This is a genomic window from Klebsiella sp. CB_Kp196 (genome assembly GCF_040061575.1).
GTDB classification, from domain to species: domain Bacteria; phylum Pseudomonadota; class Gammaproteobacteria; order Enterobacterales; family Enterobacteriaceae; genus Klebsiella; species Klebsiella michiganensis.
Genome location: NZ_JBEAFH010000034.1, coordinates 1 through 17,479, shown reverse-complemented (window position 1 = coordinate 17,479; position 17,479 = coordinate 1). Strand labels below are relative to the sequence as shown.

Here is a 17,479-nt window from a genome sequence, read left to right as displayed (position 1 = left end):
TCGGGCCTGGCGCATAGCTCCCGCGCTACAACTGGATTGTTACTGCATTACGCAGGCAAAACCTGAGCGCAACGCCTACACGGCGTTGTTCTCGGGTTTTTTTATTTTTAATACTCAGTTAACGATGCCTGCGGGCAGCGGAAGTAAGGAAAAACAGCATGGAATATAAAGCACTCGCGCAGGATATTCTCAGCCGGGTTGGTGGCAAAGAGAATATTGTGAGTCTGGTTCACTGCGCAACGCGGCTGCGTTTTAAGCTCAAAGATAGCAAGAAGGCGGATGCCGAAGGACTGAAGGCGAATCCTGGCGTCATCATGGTGGTGGAAAGCGGCGGCCAGTTTCAGGTGGTCATCGGTAACCACGTGCACGATGTCTGGCTGGCGGTGCGCAGCGAAGCCGGACTGACGGATGACAGCGAGCCGGTGGCGGTGAAAGGCGAAAAAGTGTCGATTATCGGCCAGCTTATCGACGTGGTTTCCGGTATTTTCACCCCGTTTATCGGTGTCCTGGCGGCCTCGGGGATCCTCAAAGGGCTGCTGGCGCTGGCGGTGGTTTGCGGCTGGTTAACGACGCAGCAGGCAACCTACAAAATCTGGTTTGCCGCCAGCGATGCGCTGTTCTTCTTTTTCCCGCTGTTTCTCGGCTATACCGCCGGTAAGAAATTTGGCGGCAACGCCTTTATTACCATGGTGATCGGCGGCGCGTTAACCCACCCGCTGATGATTCAATCTTTTGAAGCCAGTATGGTGCCTGACGCCGCGACGGAGTATTTCCTTGGGATTCCGGTGACCTTTATCAATTACAGTTCATCGGTCATCCCGATTATCCTCGCCTCATGGGTGAGCTGCTGGATTGAGCGGCGCAGCAACGCGATACTGCCCTCGTCGATGAAGAACTTCTTTACCCCGGCGATTTGCCTGGCCGTGGTCGTCCCGCTCACGTTTCTGATTATCGGCCCGGTTGCGACCTGGCTGAGCCAGCAGCTGGCCAACGGCTATCAGCTTATCTATCAGGTTGCGCCCTGGCTTGCCGGCGCGGCGATGGGGGCGCTGTGGCAGGTGTGCGTCATCTTTGGGCTGCACTGGGGCCTGATACCGTTAATGATTAACAACCTTGCCGTGCTTGGCCATGATTCGATGATGCCGATGCTGCTGCCGGCGGTGATGGGGCAGGTTGGCGCCGCGCTGGGGATTTTCCTGCGCACCCGCGATGCGCGGCAAAAAGTGCTGGCGGGCTCGGCGGTATCCGCGGGGATCTTCGGCGTGACCGAGCCGGCGATTTATGGGCTGAATCTGCCGCTCCGCCGTCCGTTTATCTTCGGCTGCGTCGCTGGCGCCATCGGCGGCGCGATTGTCGGCTTTAGCGACAGCCACGTCTATTCTTTCGGTTTCGGTAATATTTTCACCCTGGCGCAGATGATCCCGCCGCAGGGCATTGACGCCACGGTGTGGGGCGGCGCGCTGGGGACGGTTGCCGCTTTAATTATCGCCTGCGCGCTCACGTTAGTCGCCGGGCTGCCGCGCAGCACCGCTGAACAGGCGGCCGTTGTGGTGGCTCCGGCCTCGGAAAACGACATCCTGGCGCCGATGACCGGCAGCGTACTGGCGTTGGATCAGGTTCCCGATAGCACCTTCGCCAGCGGTTTACTTGGCCAGGGCGTAGCGATTATCCCCTCAGTGGGCAAAGTTATTGCGCCGTTCTCGGGCGAGGTCGCCTCGATTTTTCAGACGAAACATGCCATCGGTCTGCTGAGCGATAGCGGAATCGAGCTGCTCATCCACGTGGGCATCGACACCGTCAAGCTCGATGGCGCACCGTTCACCGCCCACGTTAAAGAGGGCGACAAAATCAAAGCGGGCGATCTGCTGCTGGAGTTTGACCGTCAGGCGATTCTGAACGCCGGTTACGATCTGGCGACGCCCATTATTATCAGCAACAGCGACGATTTTCGTGCTCTCGACATCGTATCCGCCAGCGCGGTGGATGCCGGTCAGCCGCTGTTGTCCGTAAGCCGTTAATCACAGGAGAGAGATGAATGAAGACATTCCCACAGGCGTTTTTATGGGGCGGCGCGACCGCGGCAAACCAGGTTGAAGGCGCTTATCTGGAAGACGGGAAGGGATTAACCACTTCTGACGTCCAGCCGCGCGGCGTATTTGGCGATGTCGTAGAACGCGTGCCTGGCGATAGCGGTATAAAAGATGTTGCCATCGATTTTTACCATCGTTATCCGGAGGATATCAGCCTCTTTGCCGAGATGGGCTTTAACTGCCTGCGCGTATCCATTGCCTGGGCGCGTATTTTCCCTGAGGGCGATGAGGCGCAGCCAAACGAAGCCGGGCTGGCCTTTTACGATAAGCTGTTTGATGAAATGGCGAAGCACAATATTACTCCGCTGGTGACCCTGTCCCACTATGAGATGCCGTGGGCGCTGGTGAAAAACTACGGCGGCTGGGGCAATCGCAAAGTCATTGGCTTCTTCGAACGCTACGCCCGTACGGTGTTTGCGCGCTACCAGGCGAAGGTCAAACTGTGGCTGACCTTTAATGAAATCAATATGTCCCTGCACGCGCCGATGACCGGCGTCGGTCTGCCGGCCGACAGCAGCAAAGCTGAAGTCTACCAGGCTATTCACCATCAGCTGGTGGCGAGCGCGCTGGCGGCTAAGGCCTGCCATGACATCGTGCCTGAGGGCAAAATCGGCAACATGCTGCTCGGCGGCCTGATGTATCCGCTGAGCTGCAAACCGGACGATATTTTTGAAACCCTGCAGCAGAACCGCAGCTGGCAGTTCTTTGGCGATGTCCAGTGCCGCGGCGCTTACCCGGGCTATATGCTGCGCTATTTCCGCGACAACGGCATTAGCCTTGAGATCGCCGATGCCGATCGCGAAGCCCTGAAAGAGACCGTCGATTTTATCTCCTTCAGCTACTATATGACCGGCTGCGTGACCGCCGACGAAGAGCTGAACAAAAAGTCGCGCGGCAATATTCTCAGCATGGTGCCGAACCCGCACCTGGCAAGCTCGGAGTGGGGCTGGCAGATTGACCCCCTTGGCCTGCGCACGCTGCTGAACGTGCTGTGGGATCGCTATCAGAAGCCGCTGTTTATCGTGGAAAACGGCCTGGGCGCTAAGGATAAGGTGGAAGCCGACGGCAGCATCAACGACGATTACCGGATCAGCTACCTTAACGACCACCTGGTGCAGGCTCGTGAGGCAATAGAGGACGGCGTTGAGCTGATGGGCTACACCAGCTGGGGACCTATCGACCTGGTGAGCGCGTCGAAGGCGGAGATGTCCAAACGCTATGGCTTTATCTACGTCGATCGCGACGATGAAGGCAACGGCACCCTGGCGCGCAGCCGCAAGAAGAGCTTCTGGTGGTATAAAGAGGTAATCGCCACCAACGGCGGCAGCTTAAAAGAGTAATGCCCTGAGCACGAAGCTAACATCAGCCTTATGGCCCGGATAACTTCCGGGTCTTTTTGCCTATTACGCCGGCTTGCGCGCGCGCAGGAGAAAAATCATCGGCCGCTCTTTTTCTTCATCCAGCGCCGGCTGAGCGGCAATCTGCTCCGCCGTCGGTCCCCACTCATCCAGATGCTCGATGATAAAACCGGCGGCGATCAGCTGGTTTATCCAGCTGGAAAGCTTGCGGTGCTGCTTTTTCACCCCGTCGGCAAACCAGTTGCTGATGCGCTCGCCCTCCTGCTGGTAGTGGCTTACCGGCCAACTTTTCTGCCCGTTCTCATCTTCCTGCCAGCCCTGACGCGGCGGGGCGGTATAGATGGGATGCTCGGCGGAGAACAGCAGCGTACCGCCGGGCGTCAGCGCCCGGTAAACGGTGGCGAACAGCGGCGCCACGTCGGGCAGATAGTGCAGCGCCAGCGAGCTATAGACCAGCTCGCAGCTATCGGCGGGCAGGGTAAGCGTCTGAAGATCTTCGCAGCGATAGCGGATACCTTCGCCCTCCGTCATTTCGCGGGCGCGCTCCAGCATTCGGCTGGAGAGATCCAGCCCGTCCACCTGCGCGGCGCCCTGGTCGCGGGCCCAGCGGCAAAACCAGCCGTAGCCGCAGCCAAGATCGACGACGCGTAAACCGGATAACGGCGGAAGCATTTGCTGAAGGGTCGGCCACTCGGGCGCGCCTTCCAGCCCTTTGACTGAACGGTCGAGGGTGGCGTATCCGGCAAAAAAAGCGGGATCGTCATAGATGTTCTGACTCATTGTCACTCCATGAGAAGTTTATTTTTAGTCTGCTAATAGTTACGGCACACGCTTTACTAAACGGCAAGGATGCAAGTAGCTTAATATACCCGACCTTATTTAATCATCTGACCGATTTCATGAACCTGACTTTGAGCAAACGCGCGTTGGCTGGCCTGCCACTGGTTATCGCGCTGGCGGGCTGCGCGCCATCGCACGATACTGGCAAGCCGCTCCAGCAGCAAACCCCGGCATCCCACGTCGCAACGGAACTGCCCGCCGCCGTGAAAAACGGCTGGCCGCAGAGCAACTGGTGGCAGGATTACCATGACCCTCAGCTCAATAGCCTGATTCAGCGTGCCTTAGCCAATGCGCCGGACATGCAGATTGCCGAACAGCGCATCAGGCTGGCGGAAGCGCAGGCACGGATGTCGCAATCCAGCCTGGGACCGAACCTGGATTTTTCCGCCGATATTGAACGGCAGAAAATGTCCTCCGAGGGGCTGATGGGGCCGTTTGCCACCGATACCGACGGCAATACCGGGCCGTGGTACACCAACGGCACCTTCGGACTGACCGCCGGATGGGATCTGGACCTGTGGGGTAAAAACCGCGCGCTGCTTAAAGCGCGCATCGGTGAAGTCAAAGCTCAGGTTGCCGAAGAAGCCCAGACCCGCGAACTGCTGGCCGGCAGCGTCGCCCGCCTTTACTGGCAGTGGCAGACCGAAGCGGCCATTAAAAACGTGCTGACGCAGGTGAAGCGCGAACAGAATAATGTCGTTACCGTGGATACTGCGCTGTATCAACGCGGGATCACCAACTCGGCCGAAGGGGCCGAGAACGATATTAACGTCAGTAAAACCGATCAGCAGCTCGCCGACGTGGCGGGCAATATGAAGGAGATTGAAGCGCGGCTGATGGCGCTGACCAACAGCCAGAGCCAGGCGCTGAATCTTCATCCAGCGGATTTACCCGCCGTCAGCGCGCAAATGCCTAACCAGCTGGGCTATGAGCTGCTGGCGCGACGCCCGGACCTGCAGGTCGCGCACTGGTATATCGAGGCTTCATTAAGCGAAGTTGATGCCGCGAAAGCCGCGTTTTATCCGGATATCAACCTGATGGCCTTCCTGCAGCAGGATGCCCTGCATCTCAGCGATCTGTTCCGCCACTCTGCCCAGCAGATGGGCGTCACCGCCGGGCTGACCCTGCCGATCTTTGATAGCGGCCGCCTGAACGCGAATCTGGATATCGCCAGCGCGCAAAATGGCCTGTCGATAGCGAAGTACAACAAAGCGGTGGTCGATGCGGTTAATCAGGTGGCGAAAACTGCCAGCCAGATGGAAACGCTGATGGCGAAAAATCAGCAGCAGCAGCAGGTTGAAAAAGATGCTCAGCGGATGGTCGCGCTGGCGCAGGCGCGGATGAACGCCGGGATTATTTCCGGCTCGCGCGTCAGCCTGGCGAAGCTGCCGGCGCTGCAGGAGCGCGTCACCGCGCTGCGTCTGCACGGCCAGTGGCTTGATGCCAGCATCCAGCTGACCTCCGCGCTGGGCGGCGGGTATCATCAGGCGGCGAAGTAGTTCTGTTTCCCCGGCTCGCGCTGCGCTTAGCCGGGCTACAGGCCCATGCGATCTGTGGGGTTGTCGCCCGGATAAGGCGTTTACGCCGCCATCCGGAAACTCTCGTCACTCTTTCTTCTTTGCCTCGCGGCGCTTTAGCCACCAGTGCGCCGCAACCACCAGCACCACCGCCAGAATCAGCCAAATCCAGTGCTTCAGATGCGCATCCAGATGATGCAGCCACGGGCCAATCGCTTCCCCGCCGAGATAGCCGAGCGTGGTAAAAATTAACGCCCAGATAATCGCGCCGACAATATTCAGCGGCAGAAACACCTTCGGCGGCAGGCGGCTGGCGCCAATCAGCAGCGGGCCGATAACCCGAAAGCCGTACATAAAGCGGGTGCCAATGACAAACAGGTAGGGGCGACGCTGGATCATCCGCTGGGCCTTTTGGATCCGCTTTTTCTGGCGTGCGAATCGCCGCAGAATCCGTCCGCCAAAGCGCCTGCCGAGTAAATAAAGCAGCTGATCGCCAATCATCCCCCCGAGGGCGACCGAGATAACCACCAGCCAGAACTTCAATAATCCCTGATGTGCCGCCACGCCGCCGAGCAGCGTGATGGTTTCGCCTTCCGCCACGCTGCCAATGACCAGCGCCGCGTAGCCGTACTGGGAAATCAGGTTATTGATATCCATATAAAGATTAACTCCATAAAACGTCAGTCCCTTAATCATACACCCTGATGATAAAAATGCGGGGGAAGCGCATTTTTCTCGCTGTACACAAAATAATCTACAAGGTGAATTATACTTGGATCAGTGCTGTACCACGCCGTGACAAGGGGGACGCTATGAACCATGTCTGGGGGCTCTTCTCTCATCCTAATCAAGAGATGAGCGTTATTAAAAGCGAAAACGAAACCGTTTCGCATCACTATACGCACCATGTGCTGGTCATGGCGGCGGTTCCGGTTATCTGCGCCTTTATTGGCACCACGCAGCTGGGCTGGAACTTCGGCGACGGCACGGTGGTAAAACTGTCGCTGATGACCGGGCTGGCCCTGGCGGTGCTGTTTTACGCCGTGATGCTCGCCGGGGTTGCGGTGATGGGGCGGGTTATCTGGTGGATGGCACGAAGCTATCCGCAGCGGCCTTCCCTTAAGCGCTGTATGGTTTTCGCCGGCTATGTCGCCACGCCGCTTTTCCTCAGCGGACTCGTGGCGCTCTATCCGCTGGTGTGGCTGTGCGCGCTGGTCGGGACCGTCGCGCTGCTTTACACCGGCTATCTGCTGTATCTCGGTATTCCCACGTTCCTGGGGATTAACAAAGAAGAGGGGTTGAGCTTCGCCAGCTCGACTCTGGCGATAGGGGTGCTGGTGCTGGAAGTGCTGCTGGCGATCACCGTTATTCTCTGGGGATACGGATATCGGCTCTTCTGATTTAACTCATTGCCGGCATAAATAGATTTTTATGTCGGCAATGCAGCATTTGTTCACGATTCTTATTAGCCAGCTCGCGTTCTGACAAGGTATGATGATTTTTGCCAGCGGCGTCATCACCCCAGCGCCGCGGCGTACGTTCATAACGTGCAAAAATACTTTTCAGAATGTTCACGATGACCAAATTTCGAGTTTCTTTGCTCAGCCTGACGTTGCTGCTGGCTGTGCCTTTTGCGCCCCAGGCGTTGGCTAAAACCTCCACGGCGGTGACCGCCTCCCAGCCGGATATCGCTTCCGGCAGTGCGATGATCGTCGACCTTGCCAGCAAAAAAATCATCTATGCCAGCCAGCCGGACCTGGTTCGCCCGATGGCGTCGATCACCAAGGTGATGACCGCGATGGTGGTCCTTGATGCCCATCTGCCGCTGGATGAGATGCTGACCGTTGATATCAGCCAGACGCCTGAAATGAAAGGGATCTATTCACGGGTGCGTCTGAACAGCCAAATCAGCCGCCGCAATATGCTGCTGCTGGCGCTGATGTCGTCGGAAAACCGCGCCGCCGCCAGCCTGGCGCACCATTACCCGGGCGGCTACGACGCCTTTATCCGCGCGATGAACGCCAAGGCGCAGGCGCTGGGGATGACCCGCACCCGCTACGTTGAGCCCACCGGTCTGTCGATTCATAACGTCTCTACCGCCCGCGATCTGACTAAGCTGCTAATAGCCAGCGAGCAGTATCCGCTGATTGGCCAACTGAGCACCACCAAAGAAGATATGGCGACATTCGCCCATCCGGCCTATACGCTGCCGTTCCGCAATACCAACCATCTGGTCTACCGCGATAACTGGAATATTCAGCTGACCAAAACCGGCTTTACTAACGCGGCGGGCCACTGCCTGATTATGCGTACGGTGATTAATCAGCGCCCGGTGGCGCTGGTGGTGATGGATGCGTTTGGCAAATATACCCACTTCGCCGACGCCAGCCGCCTGAGAACGTGGATTGAAACGGGAAAAGTGATGCCGGTTCCGGCTTCCGCGCTCAGCTATAAAAAGCAGCGTGAAGCGCAGATGGCCGATGCGATGCTGAAAGGCGGCGCGCAGACCGCACAGAACGATTAACCCCCATTTCCCCGGATTACGGCGTAAACGCCTTATCCGGGCTACAGAACCGCGCTGAACCGTAGCCCGGCTAAGCGCAGCGCGAGCCGGGGGTTACTCCGGCAGCGTCCAGTCGCCATCGCCGAGCGGGCGCTGCATAATCAAGGTATCCCGCCAGTCGCCCATCTTATAGCCGACGCTGCGCAGCTGACCCGCCACGCTAAAACCGAACTTTTTATGAATCGCAATCGACCCGGCGTTACTGTGGCCGTCGCCGATAATCGCCAGCATTTGTCGCCACGGTCCCTGTTCGCATTTCTCAATTAACCGGGAGAGCAGGGCGCTGCCGATACCGTGTCCCCCCATTCCCGCCTCAACGTAAATCGACTCTTCCAGGGTGTAGCGGTAGGCCGGACGCGGGCGGTAAAAGGTGGCGTAGCAGTAGCCGACGATGGTGCCGCGCCACAGGGCAACCAGCCACGGCAGCCCGCTATCGCGCACGGTTTTGATTCGCTTGCGCATCTCATCCACGGTTGGCGGGATCTCTTCAAAAGAGGCGCGTCCATTGAGCACGTGCCAGACGTACAGCGCGGCGATAGCGTGGGCGTCATCGGGCAGCGCTTCGCGGATCTCTAAGTCAGCGTCGTGTAGCTTATCCACTGCGGACATGATGGGTTAATTCCTTAAACGGGTTTGCCGGAGAGGAAATTTCTCCGGCGTGCAGCGTAATACAGAAGCCCCGCGGCTGAACAGTCCCCCGTGCGGATTATTGCGGTTCGGTCGCGCTCGTCGGTTTATCCTGCGCTTCGCCCCAGTATTTTTGCTTACTGGTTTTGCCAATCCCCGGGTTCATGCTGTTGGTGGGATCGTTTTCGCGATAGAAGCGTTTTAAGCTTTCCGGCGCTTCATACAGATGGCCGACGTTATGCTCGGCCGGATACTGGGCGCCCCGCTCCTTCAGCAGCGCCAGCATTTTCTCTTTCAGTTCGTGGGCATCGACGCCTTTTTTCACGATGTAATCCTGATGGAAAACGTGGCACATAAAGTGGCCGTAATAGAGCTTATGCACCAGCTGGCTATCGATATCGGCGGGAAGATGCTCAAACCATTCGGTGTCGTTACGGCGCAGGGCGATGTCCAGCGCCAGAATATCTTCCACCTCATCGGCGTGAACCGCCTGGTAGCGGATCGCCGCACCCGCGGCGGCAAAGCGGTGCAGGAAGGCTTTGCTGCCTTCTTCTGCGGTGCAGACGAAGAAATCCCCTTCGGCATCCTGGAAATATTCCCCGAGCCAGGCCTGAGCCTCTTCGATGCCGTCGCCCGCCATTTTCAGCAGCAGATGGTGTTCGTATTTATCGCGCCAGGTTTTCATTCGCTCCGGCAGGTGCGACGGGAAGACGTGACCCAGCTTTTGCATAAAGCGGTCGGTGAAGTGCGGCTTAAACAGCGACACTTTCTCCAGCATCGCGTCGGTGCGGCCCTTCATGGTAAAGAAGAACGGCATTTTATCGGTGCCGAGCTTGTCGATCATCAGGAAGGTGTCTTTCCCGTACTGCTCGGCGATGTCGTAAATATCGCGGTGCATATACTCGCCCGCCACCGGCAGATGGTTGAACTCGGCGAGAATATGGCGGCGAATTTCGGTCAGCACGTCCGGGCGGTTGGTGCCGATGTAGAACACCTGCTGGCGTTTTTCCGCCGGGAAGGTATCGAGGCGCACGGCGAACACCGCCAGCTTGCCGGCGCAGCCCGAGGATTCAAACAGGCGGTCCGGGTCGGCGTTGTAGCGCGCCGGGGTATCGGCATTCACGTCGCGCACGCGGGTGACGTAATCATGATCGTGGGCGTGGCGGCCGTCGTGGCGCACATCCTCATCTTTAACCCGTTCGTCGTCGAGGCGGCTGAGGATTTGCTCCGGCGTGGTGCCGAGGTCAATGCCGAGGTGGTTCACCAGCGTCAGCTTGCCGTTTTCATCAATTTGCGCGTACAGCGACATTTCGGTATACGCCGGGCCGCGCTGTACCAGCGAGCCGCCGGAGTTGTTGCAGATCCCGCCGACCACCGATGCCCCGATGCAGGATGAACCAATGACCGAGTGCGGTTCGCGACCCAGCGGCTTCAGCGCTTTTTCCAGCGAATAGAGCGTCGTGCCGGGATAAGCCAGCACCTGCTCACCTTTATCCAGCAGATGCAGTTTATCCAGGCGCAGGGTGCTGATAATGACGATATCGCGGTCATAATCGTTACCGTTCGGCGTTGAGCCTTCGGTCAGGCCGGTGTTGGCCGCCTGCATCAGAATGATTTTATCGGCGTTGACGCAGGCGTTCAGCACGCGCCACAGCTCCAGCAGGGTACCGGGAAAGACCACCGCCAGCGCGTCGCCCTGGCCGGAGCGAAAGCCTTTACGGTAGCGCTGGGTTTTAGCCGGGTCGGTGAGCAGATGGGACGAGCCGACCAGACGGGCGAGTTCAGCCAGAAAAGCGTTGTTATAGGTTGTTGCAGATGACATGTTCCACTCCTTGTGGTGGTACAAAATTATCAAAAATAAGAATAGCGCTTTGTATGACAATTTGATGCATCAATGTTTCGAAAAATCAGAGAACAACGCGCGCTTTATTCAGGCGTCTCGTTTATGTTTATGGCAGACTTCGATTTTTGCTATCTTTTCGCCGATCTGGTCGACTGGAACAATGAGGGATAAAAATGAAATGGCTTTGTACTGTAGGCGTCGCTGTGAGCCTGGCGCTGCAACCGGCGCTGGCGGATGAATTGTTCGGCAATCATCCCTTAACGCCGCAGGCGCGGGATGCGTTTGTGACGGAACTACTGACGAAAATGACGGTGGATGAAAAAATCGGTCAGCTGCGCTTAATTAGCGTCGGCCCGGATAACCCGAAAGAGGCCATCCGCGAGATGATCAAAGAAGGCCAGGTGGGGGCGATTTTTAACACCGTGACCCGCCATGATATCCGCATTATGCAGGATCAGGTGATGGAACTCAGCCGCCTGAAAATCCCGCTCTTTTTCGCCTATGACGTGCTCCACGGCCAGCGTACCGTCTTTCCGATTAGCCTTGGCCTGGCCTCCTCTTTTAACCTCGACGCGGTGAACACCGTCGGGCGGGTGTCGGCTTACGAAGCGGCCGATGATGGCCTGAACATGACCTGGGCGCCGATGGTCGACGTCTCCCGCGACCCGCGCTGGGGCCGCGCTTCGGAAGGGTTCGGGGAAGATACCTACCTGACCACCGAGATGGGCAGGGCGATGGTGGAGTCGATGCAGGGGAAAAGCCCGGCGGATCGCTACTCGGTGATGACCAGCGTCAAGCACTTTGCCGCCTACGGCGCGGTCGAAGGCGGCAAAGAGTACAACACCGTTGATATGAGCCCGCAGCGCCTGTTCAACGACTATATGCCGCCCTACAAAGCGGGGCTGGATGCGGGCAGCGGCGCGGTTATGGTGGCGCTCAACTCGCTCAACGGTACCCCGGCGACCTCCGACGCCTGGCTGCTTAAGGACGTGCTGCGCGACCAGTGGGGCTTTAAAGGCATCACCGTCTCCGACCATGGCGCTATCAAAGAGCTGATCAAACACGGCGTGGCGTCGGACCCGGAAGACGCGGTGCGCGTGGCGCTGAAGTCCGGCATCAATATGAGCATGAGCGACGAGTACTACAGCAAGTATCTGCCGGGACTGGTGAAGTCCGGTAAGGTGACGATGGCGGAGCTGGATGACGCGACCCGCCACGTGCTGAACGTGAAATATGATATGGGCCTGTTTAACGACCCGTATAGCCACCTGGGGCCGAAAGATTCCGATCCGCAGGATACCAACGCCGAAAGCCGCCTGCATCGCAAAGAAGCGCGCGAAGTGGCGCGCGAAAGCCTGGTGCTGCTGAAAAACCGCCTCGATACGCTGCCGTTGAAAAAATCGGGCACTATCGCGGTAATCGGCGCGCTGGCCGACAGCAAGCGCGACATGATGGGCAGCTGGTCGGCGGCGGGCGTGGCCGATCAGTCGGTCACCGTGCTGACCGGTTTGCAGAATGCGCTGGGCGACAAAGGTAAGATTATCTATGCCAAAGGCGCTAACGTCACTGACGATAAAGGCATCGTCGACTTCCTCAATCTGTACGAGAAAGCGGTGCAGGTTGACTCGCGCTCGCCGCAGGAGATGATTGACGAAGCCGTGGCGGCGGCGAAGCAGTCCGACGTGGTGGTTGCCGTGGTGGGCGAGGCGCAGGGCATGGCCCACGAAGCCTCCAGCCGCACCGACATCACCCTGCCGCCGAGCCAGCGCGCCCTGATTAGCGCGCTGAAAGCGACCGGTAAACCGCTGGTGCTGGTGCTAATGAACGGTCGTCCGCTGGCGCTGGTGAAAGAGGATCAGCAGGCTGATGCGATCCTCGAAACCTGGTTTGCCGGTACCGAAGGCGGCAACGCCATTGCCGATGTGCTGTTCGGCGACTACAACCCGTCTGGCAAGCTGCCCATGTCCTTCCCGCGCTCGGTCGGGCAGATCCCGACCTACTACAGCCATCTCAACACCGGTCGCCCGTACAATGCGGATAAGCCAAACAAGTACACCTCGCGCTACTTTGATGAAGCCAACGGCCCGCTCTATCCGTTTGGCTACGGCCTGAGCTACACCACCTTTAGCGTTTCCGACGTGAAAATGTCGGCGCCGACCCTGCAGCGCGACGGCAGCGTGACCGCCAGCGTGCAGGTAACCAATACCGGCAAGCGCGAAGGGGCGACGGTGATTCAGCTTTATCTGCAGGACGTTACCGCCTCCATGAGCCGTCCGGTGAAAATGCTGCGCGGCTTTAAAAAGGTGACCCTCAAGCCGGGCGAGACGCAAACCGTCAGCTTCCCGATTGACGTTGAAGCGCTGAAGTTCTGGAACCAGCAGATGAAGTACGACGCCGAGCCGGGTAAATTCAACGTCTTTATCGGCGTCGACTCCGCCCGCGTGAAGCAGAGCGAGTTTGAACTGCTGTAATGGTGATTTGTCGCCCGGGTGAGGCTGCGGCCGCCACCCGGGAACAGGCATTCCTTACCCCAAAGGCCGATTTATCGGCCTTTTCTTTTTCCGCTCCGCCCCAAATGAACTACGCTTTTTGCTTAAGCTCCTGTTAATGGAGCGCAAATTAAAGAGGGACGCGAGGATGATTAAGGCAAGTATGTGGTCCGGCACGCTGGCGCTGGCGGCCCTGATAAGCCTGCCGCTGCAGGCGGCGGAGCCGGTTAAGGTCGGCTCAAAAATTGACACCGAAGGGGCGCTGCTCGGCAATATTATTTTGCAGGTTCTGGAAAGCCACGGGGTGAAAACCGTCAATAAAATCCAGCTCGGCACCACCCCGGTGGTGCGCGGGGCGATAACCGCCGGAGAGCTGGACATTTACCCGGAATATACCGGCAACGGCGCGTTCTTCTTCAAAGAGGAGAACGACCCGGCGTGGAAAAACGCGCAGCAGGGATACGAAAAAGTCAAAAAGCTGGACGCGGAAAAGAATAAGCTCGTCTGGCTTACCCCGGCTCCGGCCAACAACACCTGGACTATCGCCGTCCGTCAGGATCTGGCGGAGAAAAACCACCTCGCCTCATTAAGTGACCTTGCCGGCTATCTGAAAAAGGGCGGTGACTTTAAGCTGGCCGCCTCGGCGGAATTTATTGAACGGCCGGACGCGCTGCCGGCGTTTGAAAAAGCCTACGACTTCACGCTCAAGCAAAATCAGCTGCTGTCGCTGGCGGGCGGCGATACGGCGGTCACCATCAAAGCGGCGGCGCAGCAAACCTCCGGCGTGAATGCGGCGATGGCCTACGGTACCGATGGCCCGGTCGCCGCGCTGGGTTTGCAAACCCTGAGCGACCCGAAGGGCGTGCAGCCGATTTATGCGCCCACGCCGGTCGTACGTGAAGCGGTGTTAAAAGCGTATCCGCAGATAGCCGACTGGCTACAGCCGGTCTTCGCCAGCCTGGATGAAAAGACGCTGCAAAAGCTGAACGCCAGTATTGCGGTTGAAGGCCTGGATGCGAAGAAAGTCGCCGCCGACTATCTGCAACAGAAAGGGCTGCTGAAGTAGGGCGCGCGTGACCACTCGTTACTGTAACCGGGTTGCGCTGCTGCTGGCATTCCTCCTGCTGCTGGCGATGGCGCTGCCGTTTATCAACTATGCGCCTAACCGGCTGTTATCCGGCGAGGGGCGCTGGCTATGGCAGGTCTGGCCGTGGCTGGCGGGCGTACTGGGGGCGGCAGGGCTGCTGATAGCGCTGCTGAGCTGGCGTCCCGGGCGTCTCCCACTGCTGGTTATCTTCCTGCTGGCGGATCTGCTGCTGCCTTTATTGCTATGGGGAGCCGGCAGTGCGGCGGTACAGCTGGCTCAGAGCGGTTCTCCGCTGGCCCGCACCTCGCCGGGAAGCGGCCTGTGGCTGGCGCTGGCCCTGTGCCTGCTTATCGCCAGCGATGCCGTTCGTCGCCTGACGACCCGAGCCCTGTGGCGCTGGCTGCTGAACGCGCAGGTCTGGCTGCTGCCCGCGCTGCTGCTGGGGCTCGGCGCGCTCGATGGCCTCTCTTTGCTGAAAGAGTATTTCAATCGCCGCGAGGTGTTTGACGATGCGCTGTCCCAGCATGTGACGCTGCTGTTGGGGACCCTGCTGCCGGGGCTGCTGATTGGCTTGCCCGTTGGCGTCTGGCTCTGGCGCTACCCCCGCTGGCAATCGCCGGTTTTTGCCGTTCTCAACGTGATTCAGACCGTTCCCTCCGTCGCGCTTTTTGGCCTGCTTATCGCGCCGCTGGCCGGACTGGCGCGCCAGTTTCCGTCGCTGGCGCAGCTCGGCGTTTCCGGCACCGGCATCACGCCGGCGCTGATTGCGCTGGTGCTGTATGCGCTATTGCCGCTGGTGCGCGGGGTGACGATCGGCCTTCAGCAGGTGCCGCGCGAAGCGCTGGAGAGCGCGACGGCGATGGGGATGAGCGGCGTGCAGCGCTTTCGTCAGGTACAGCTACCGCTGGCGTTGCCGGTGTTGTTGCGCAGCCTGCGGGTGGTCAGCGTACAAACCGTGGGTATGGCGGTGGTGGCGGCCCTGATTGGCGCGGGCGGCTTCGGCGCGCTGGTTTTCCAGGGGCTGCTCAGCAGCGCGCTGGATCTGGTGCTGCTGGGGGTTATCCCGACCATCGCGCTGGCGGTGGTGGTGGATGCGTTATTCGCGCTGTGGGGCGCATTACTGAAAGGAGAGGCCCGTGATTGAGTTCGACGGCGTCAATAAAGCCTTTGGCGGAGAGCCTGCGGTGAAAAACCTCAATCTGCATCTGCGCGAGGGGGCATTTTCGGTGCTGATTGGCACCTCCGGCTCGGGGAAGTCGACCACGCTGAAGATGATTAATCGCCTGGTGGAGCACGACAGCGGGACGATCCGTTTCGCCGGGCAGGATATTCGCCAGCAGCCGGTGCTCGAACTGCGCCGCAGAATGGGCTACGCCATCCAGTCCATCGGCCTGTTCCCCCACTGGACGGTGGCGCAGAACATTGCCACCGTCCCGCAGCTGCAAAAGTGGTCGCGGCAGAAGACCCAGGCGCGGGTCGATGAGCTGATGGCCTTGCTGGGGCTGGAGCCGGGCCTGCGCGAACGCTACCCGCATCAGCTTTCCGGCGGCCAGCAGCAGCGCGTCGGCGTGGCGCGCGCGCTGGCCGCCAACCCGGAAGTGCTGCTGATGGATGAACCCTTCGGCGCGCTCGATCCGGTGACGCGCGAAGCCTTGCAGCAGGAGATGATCCGCATTCATCGCCTGCTGGGACGCACTATTGTGCTGGTGACTCACGATATCGATGAGGCGCTGCGGCTGGCGGACCATCTGGTGTTGATGGACGGCGGCGAAGTGGTACAGCAGGGTGAGCCGATGCAGATGCTGCTGGAGCCAAAAAATGCGTTTGTGGAGACGTTCTTTGGCCGTAGCGAACTGGGCGTGCGCCTGCTGTCGCTACGCGGCGTGAGTGATTATCTGCGCCGCGATGAGCGCCTGGCGGGGGACGCGTTGAACGTGACGATGACCCTGCGCGAGGCGCTGTCGCAGTTCGTTGCTCATCGCCGCGAGGTGCTGCCGGTGGTCGATGAGCAGGGAGAGGCCTGCGGGACGCTGCATTTTGCCGACCTGCTGCGCGAGGAGGCCCGGCGTGAAGGTGCTGCGTGATCCGCTGCTGTGGCTCAGCGCCATGTTTATCGCGCTGCTGCTGGCGTTGCCCTACAGCGCGCCGCTGTTCAGCGCGCTGTTTCCCGAACTGCCGCGTCCGGTTTATCAGCAGGAGAGTTTTGTTTCTCTTACCCTGGCGCACTTTTGGCTGGTGGCGCTCTCCAGCCTCGCGGCTACGGTGGTGGGCGTCGTCGCCGGGATTGCGGTCACCCGTCCGGCGGGGCATGAGTTTCGCCCGCTGGTGGAGACGATTGCCGCAATGGGGCAGACGTTTCCGCCGGTCGCGGTGCTGGCGATTGCGGTTCCGGTGATGGGGTTTGGCTGGCAGCCCGCGCTTATTGCGCTGGTGTTGTACGGCATCTTACCGGTTTTGCAGGGCACGCTGGCCGGGATTGGGGCGGTACCGTCCGGTGTGTTAGCTATCGCTCAGGGAATGGGGATGACCGGCTGGCAGAGGCTGATAAAAGTTGAGCTGCCGCTGGCGGCGCCGGTGATGCTGGCCGGAATTCGTACCTCGACCATCGTCAATATCGGTACGGCGACCATTGCTTCAACCGTCGGCGCGAATACGCTCGGCACGCCGATTGTTATCGGCCTCAGCGGATTTAATACCGCTTATGTGATTCAGGGGGCGCTGCTGGTGGCGCTGGCGGCGATTATCGTCGACCGGGGGTTTGAACGGCTGAACCAGCGAATCAGCCGACACCACCGCGAACAATAAATGAATAACCGGCCAGCATCACGCCGCCGATGCCGCTGATGGCCATAAATAAGAACAGGGTAATCACCGCAATTTTCGCTGGCTTCATAATAGGCTCCTGATGTTAACGCAGGGATTATACGGTGAAGCGCAGGTGTTAATAAAACATTAATTGCTTTTTAGCTACGACAACCCCCCCGGCTTGCGCTGCGCTTAGCCGGGCTACGGTTCATCACCGTCTGCGGGCCGGTAGCCCGGGTAAGGCGTTTACGCCGCAACCC

Annotated in this window: 14 protein-coding genes and 1 pseudogene; 10 read left to right on the top strand and 5 right to left on the bottom strand. The window is 59.3% G+C overall.

Going from position 1 to position 17,479, the window contains the following annotated elements; genetic code table 11:
• Positions 1–46: 46 nt before the first annotated feature.
• Both bglF and ascB read left to right on the top strand, forming a co-directional pair.
• Positions 47–2,018: pseudogene (bglF, locus tag ABLU87_RS08045) on the top strand (PTS beta-glucoside transporter subunit IIABC).
• A gap of 17 nt (positions 2,019–2,035) precedes the next feature.
• Positions 2,036–3,430, top strand: a complete 1,395-nt coding sequence (gene ascB, locus ABLU87_RS08040; protein ID WP_014230142.1) for a 6-phospho-beta-glucosidase — start codon at positions 2,036–2,038, stop codon at positions 3,428–3,430.
• A gap of 63 nt (positions 3,431–3,493) precedes the next feature.
• On the opposite strand, the gene ABLU87_RS08035 is transcribed toward ascB, so the two are convergent.
• A complete protein-coding gene (locus ABLU87_RS08035) occupies positions 3,494–4,228 on the bottom strand; it encodes a class I SAM-dependent methyltransferase (RefSeq protein WP_025106760.1) in 735 nt (244 codons plus the stop codon).
• Positions 4,229–4,347: 119 nt separating this feature from the next.
• Between ABLU87_RS08035 and mdtQ the strand changes: the two genes are divergently transcribed.
• Entirely contained in the window at positions 4,348–5,787 is a 1,440-nt protein-coding gene (mdtQ, locus tag ABLU87_RS08030; protein WP_064404490.1) for a multidrug resistance outer membrane protein MdtQ, read from the top strand.
• Positions 5,788–5,892: 105 nt separating this feature from the next.
• Here mdtQ and ABLU87_RS08025 read toward each other — a convergent pair whose 3' ends face one another.
• A complete protein-coding gene (locus tag ABLU87_RS08025) occupies positions 5,893–6,462 on the bottom strand; it encodes a DedA family protein (protein ID WP_014230139.1) in 570 nt (189 codons plus the stop codon).
• 155 nt (positions 6,463–6,617) lie between these two features.
• Between ABLU87_RS08025 and ABLU87_RS08020 the strand changes: the two genes are divergently transcribed.
• Together ABLU87_RS08020 and pbpG are read left to right on the top strand one after the other, a co-directional pair.
• The gene (locus ABLU87_RS08020) at positions 6,618–7,205 is read left to right on the top strand and encodes a Yip1 family protein (RefSeq protein ID WP_004122818.1); all 588 of its coding nucleotides are present in this window, start codon (positions 6,618–6,620) and stop codon (positions 7,203–7,205) included.
• Positions 7,206–7,381: 176 nt separating this feature from the next.
• The gene (pbpG, locus tag ABLU87_RS08015) at positions 7,382–8,329 is read left to right on the top strand and encodes a D-alanyl-D-alanine endopeptidase (RefSeq protein WP_014230138.1); all 948 of its coding nucleotides are present in this window, start codon (positions 7,382–7,384) and stop codon (positions 8,327–8,329) included.
• 93 nt (positions 8,330–8,422) lie between these two features.
• Here the strand turns inward: pbpG and ABLU87_RS08010 are convergent, their stop codons facing one another.
• Positions 8,423–8,977, bottom strand: a complete 555-nt coding sequence (locus ABLU87_RS08010; RefSeq protein WP_103815411.1) for a GNAT family N-acetyltransferase — start codon at positions 8,975–8,977, stop codon at positions 8,423–8,425.
• Positions 8,978–9,074: 97 nt separating this feature from the next.
• Entirely contained in the window at positions 9,075–10,817 is a 1,743-nt protein-coding gene (dld, locus tag ABLU87_RS08005; protein WP_046877135.1) for a D-lactate dehydrogenase, read from the bottom strand.
• A 194-nt stretch (positions 10,818–11,011) separates the two neighbouring features.
• Here dld and bglX point away from each other — a divergent pair, with 194 nt between their 5' ends.
• The 5 genes from bglX (at position 11,012) to ABLU87_RS07980 (ending at position 17,219) form a co-directional block, all read left to right on the top strand.
• Positions 11,012–13,309, top strand: a complete 2,298-nt coding sequence (gene bglX / locus ABLU87_RS08000; RefSeq protein WP_071846086.1) for a beta-glucosidase BglX — start codon at positions 11,012–11,014, stop codon at positions 13,307–13,309.
• 166 nt (positions 13,310–13,475) lie between these two features.
• Complete coding sequence (locus tag ABLU87_RS07995) at positions 13,476–14,393, top strand: ABC transporter substrate-binding protein (RefSeq protein WP_032693700.1); 918 nt, start codon at positions 13,476–13,478, stop codon at positions 14,391–14,393.
• 7 nt (positions 14,394–14,400) lie between these two features.
• On the top strand, positions 14,401–15,558 hold the full coding sequence (locus tag ABLU87_RS07990) for an ABC transporter permease (RefSeq protein ID WP_128334736.1): 1,158 nt from the start codon (positions 14,401–14,403) through the stop codon (positions 15,556–15,558).
• Complete coding sequence (locus ABLU87_RS07985; RefSeq protein ID WP_049082270.1) at positions 15,551–16,498, top strand: ABC transporter ATP-binding protein; 948 nt, start codon at positions 15,551–15,553, stop codon at positions 16,496–16,498. Before ABLU87_RS07990 ends, ABLU87_RS07985 begins: the two co-directional genes overlap by 8 nt.
• The gene (locus ABLU87_RS07980) at positions 16,482–17,219 is read left to right on the top strand and encodes an ABC transporter permease (protein WP_046877134.1); all 738 of its coding nucleotides are present in this window, start codon (positions 16,482–16,484) and stop codon (positions 17,217–17,219) included. Before ABLU87_RS07985 ends, ABLU87_RS07980 begins: the two co-directional genes overlap by 17 nt.
• On the opposite strand, the gene ABLU87_RS07975 is transcribed toward ABLU87_RS07980, so the two are convergent.
• Entirely contained in the window at positions 17,194–17,307 is a 114-nt protein-coding gene (locus ABLU87_RS07975; protein ID WP_004103838.1) for a protein YohO, read from the bottom strand. The genes ABLU87_RS07980 and ABLU87_RS07975 overlap by 26 nt on opposite strands.
• Positions 17,308–17,479 lie beyond the last annotated feature (172 nt).

Coding starts and splice junctions, on each gene's coding strand:
- ABLU87_RS08035 (WP_025106760.1), bottom strand. CDS start 4,228: ATGAGTCAGAACATCTATGACGATCCCGCTTTTTTTGCCGGATACGCC.
- ABLU87_RS08010 (WP_103815411.1), bottom strand. CDS start 8,977: ATGTCCGCAGTGGATAAGCTACACGACGCTGACTTAGAGATCCGCGAA.
- ascB (WP_014230142.1), top strand. CDS start 2,036: ATGAAGACATTCCCACAGGCGTTTTTATGGGGCGGCGCGACCGCGGCA.
- ABLU87_RS08025 (WP_014230139.1), bottom strand. CDS start 6,462: ATGGATATCAATAACCTGATTTCCCAGTACGGCTACGCGGCGCTGGTC.
- dld (WP_046877135.1), bottom strand. CDS start 10,817: ATGTCATCTGCAACAACCTATAACAACGCTTTTCTGGCTGAACTCGCC.
- mdtQ (WP_064404490.1), top strand. CDS start 4,348: ATGAACCTGACTTTGAGCAAACGCGCGTTGGCTGGCCTGCCACTGGTT.
- pbpG (WP_014230138.1), top strand. CDS start 7,382: ATGACCAAATTTCGAGTTTCTTTGCTCAGCCTGACGTTGCTGCTGGCT.
- ABLU87_RS08020 (WP_004122818.1), top strand. CDS start 6,618: ATGAACCATGTCTGGGGGCTCTTCTCTCATCCTAATCAAGAGATGAGC.
- ABLU87_RS07995 (WP_032693700.1), top strand. CDS start 13,476: ATGATTAAGGCAAGTATGTGGTCCGGCACGCTGGCGCTGGCGGCCCTG.
- ABLU87_RS07975 (WP_004103838.1), bottom strand. CDS start 17,307: ATGAAGCCAGCGAAAATTGCGGTGATTACCCTGTTCTTATTTATGGCC.
- bglX (WP_071846086.1), top strand. CDS start 11,012: ATGAAATGGCTTTGTACTGTAGGCGTCGCTGTGAGCCTGGCGCTGCAA.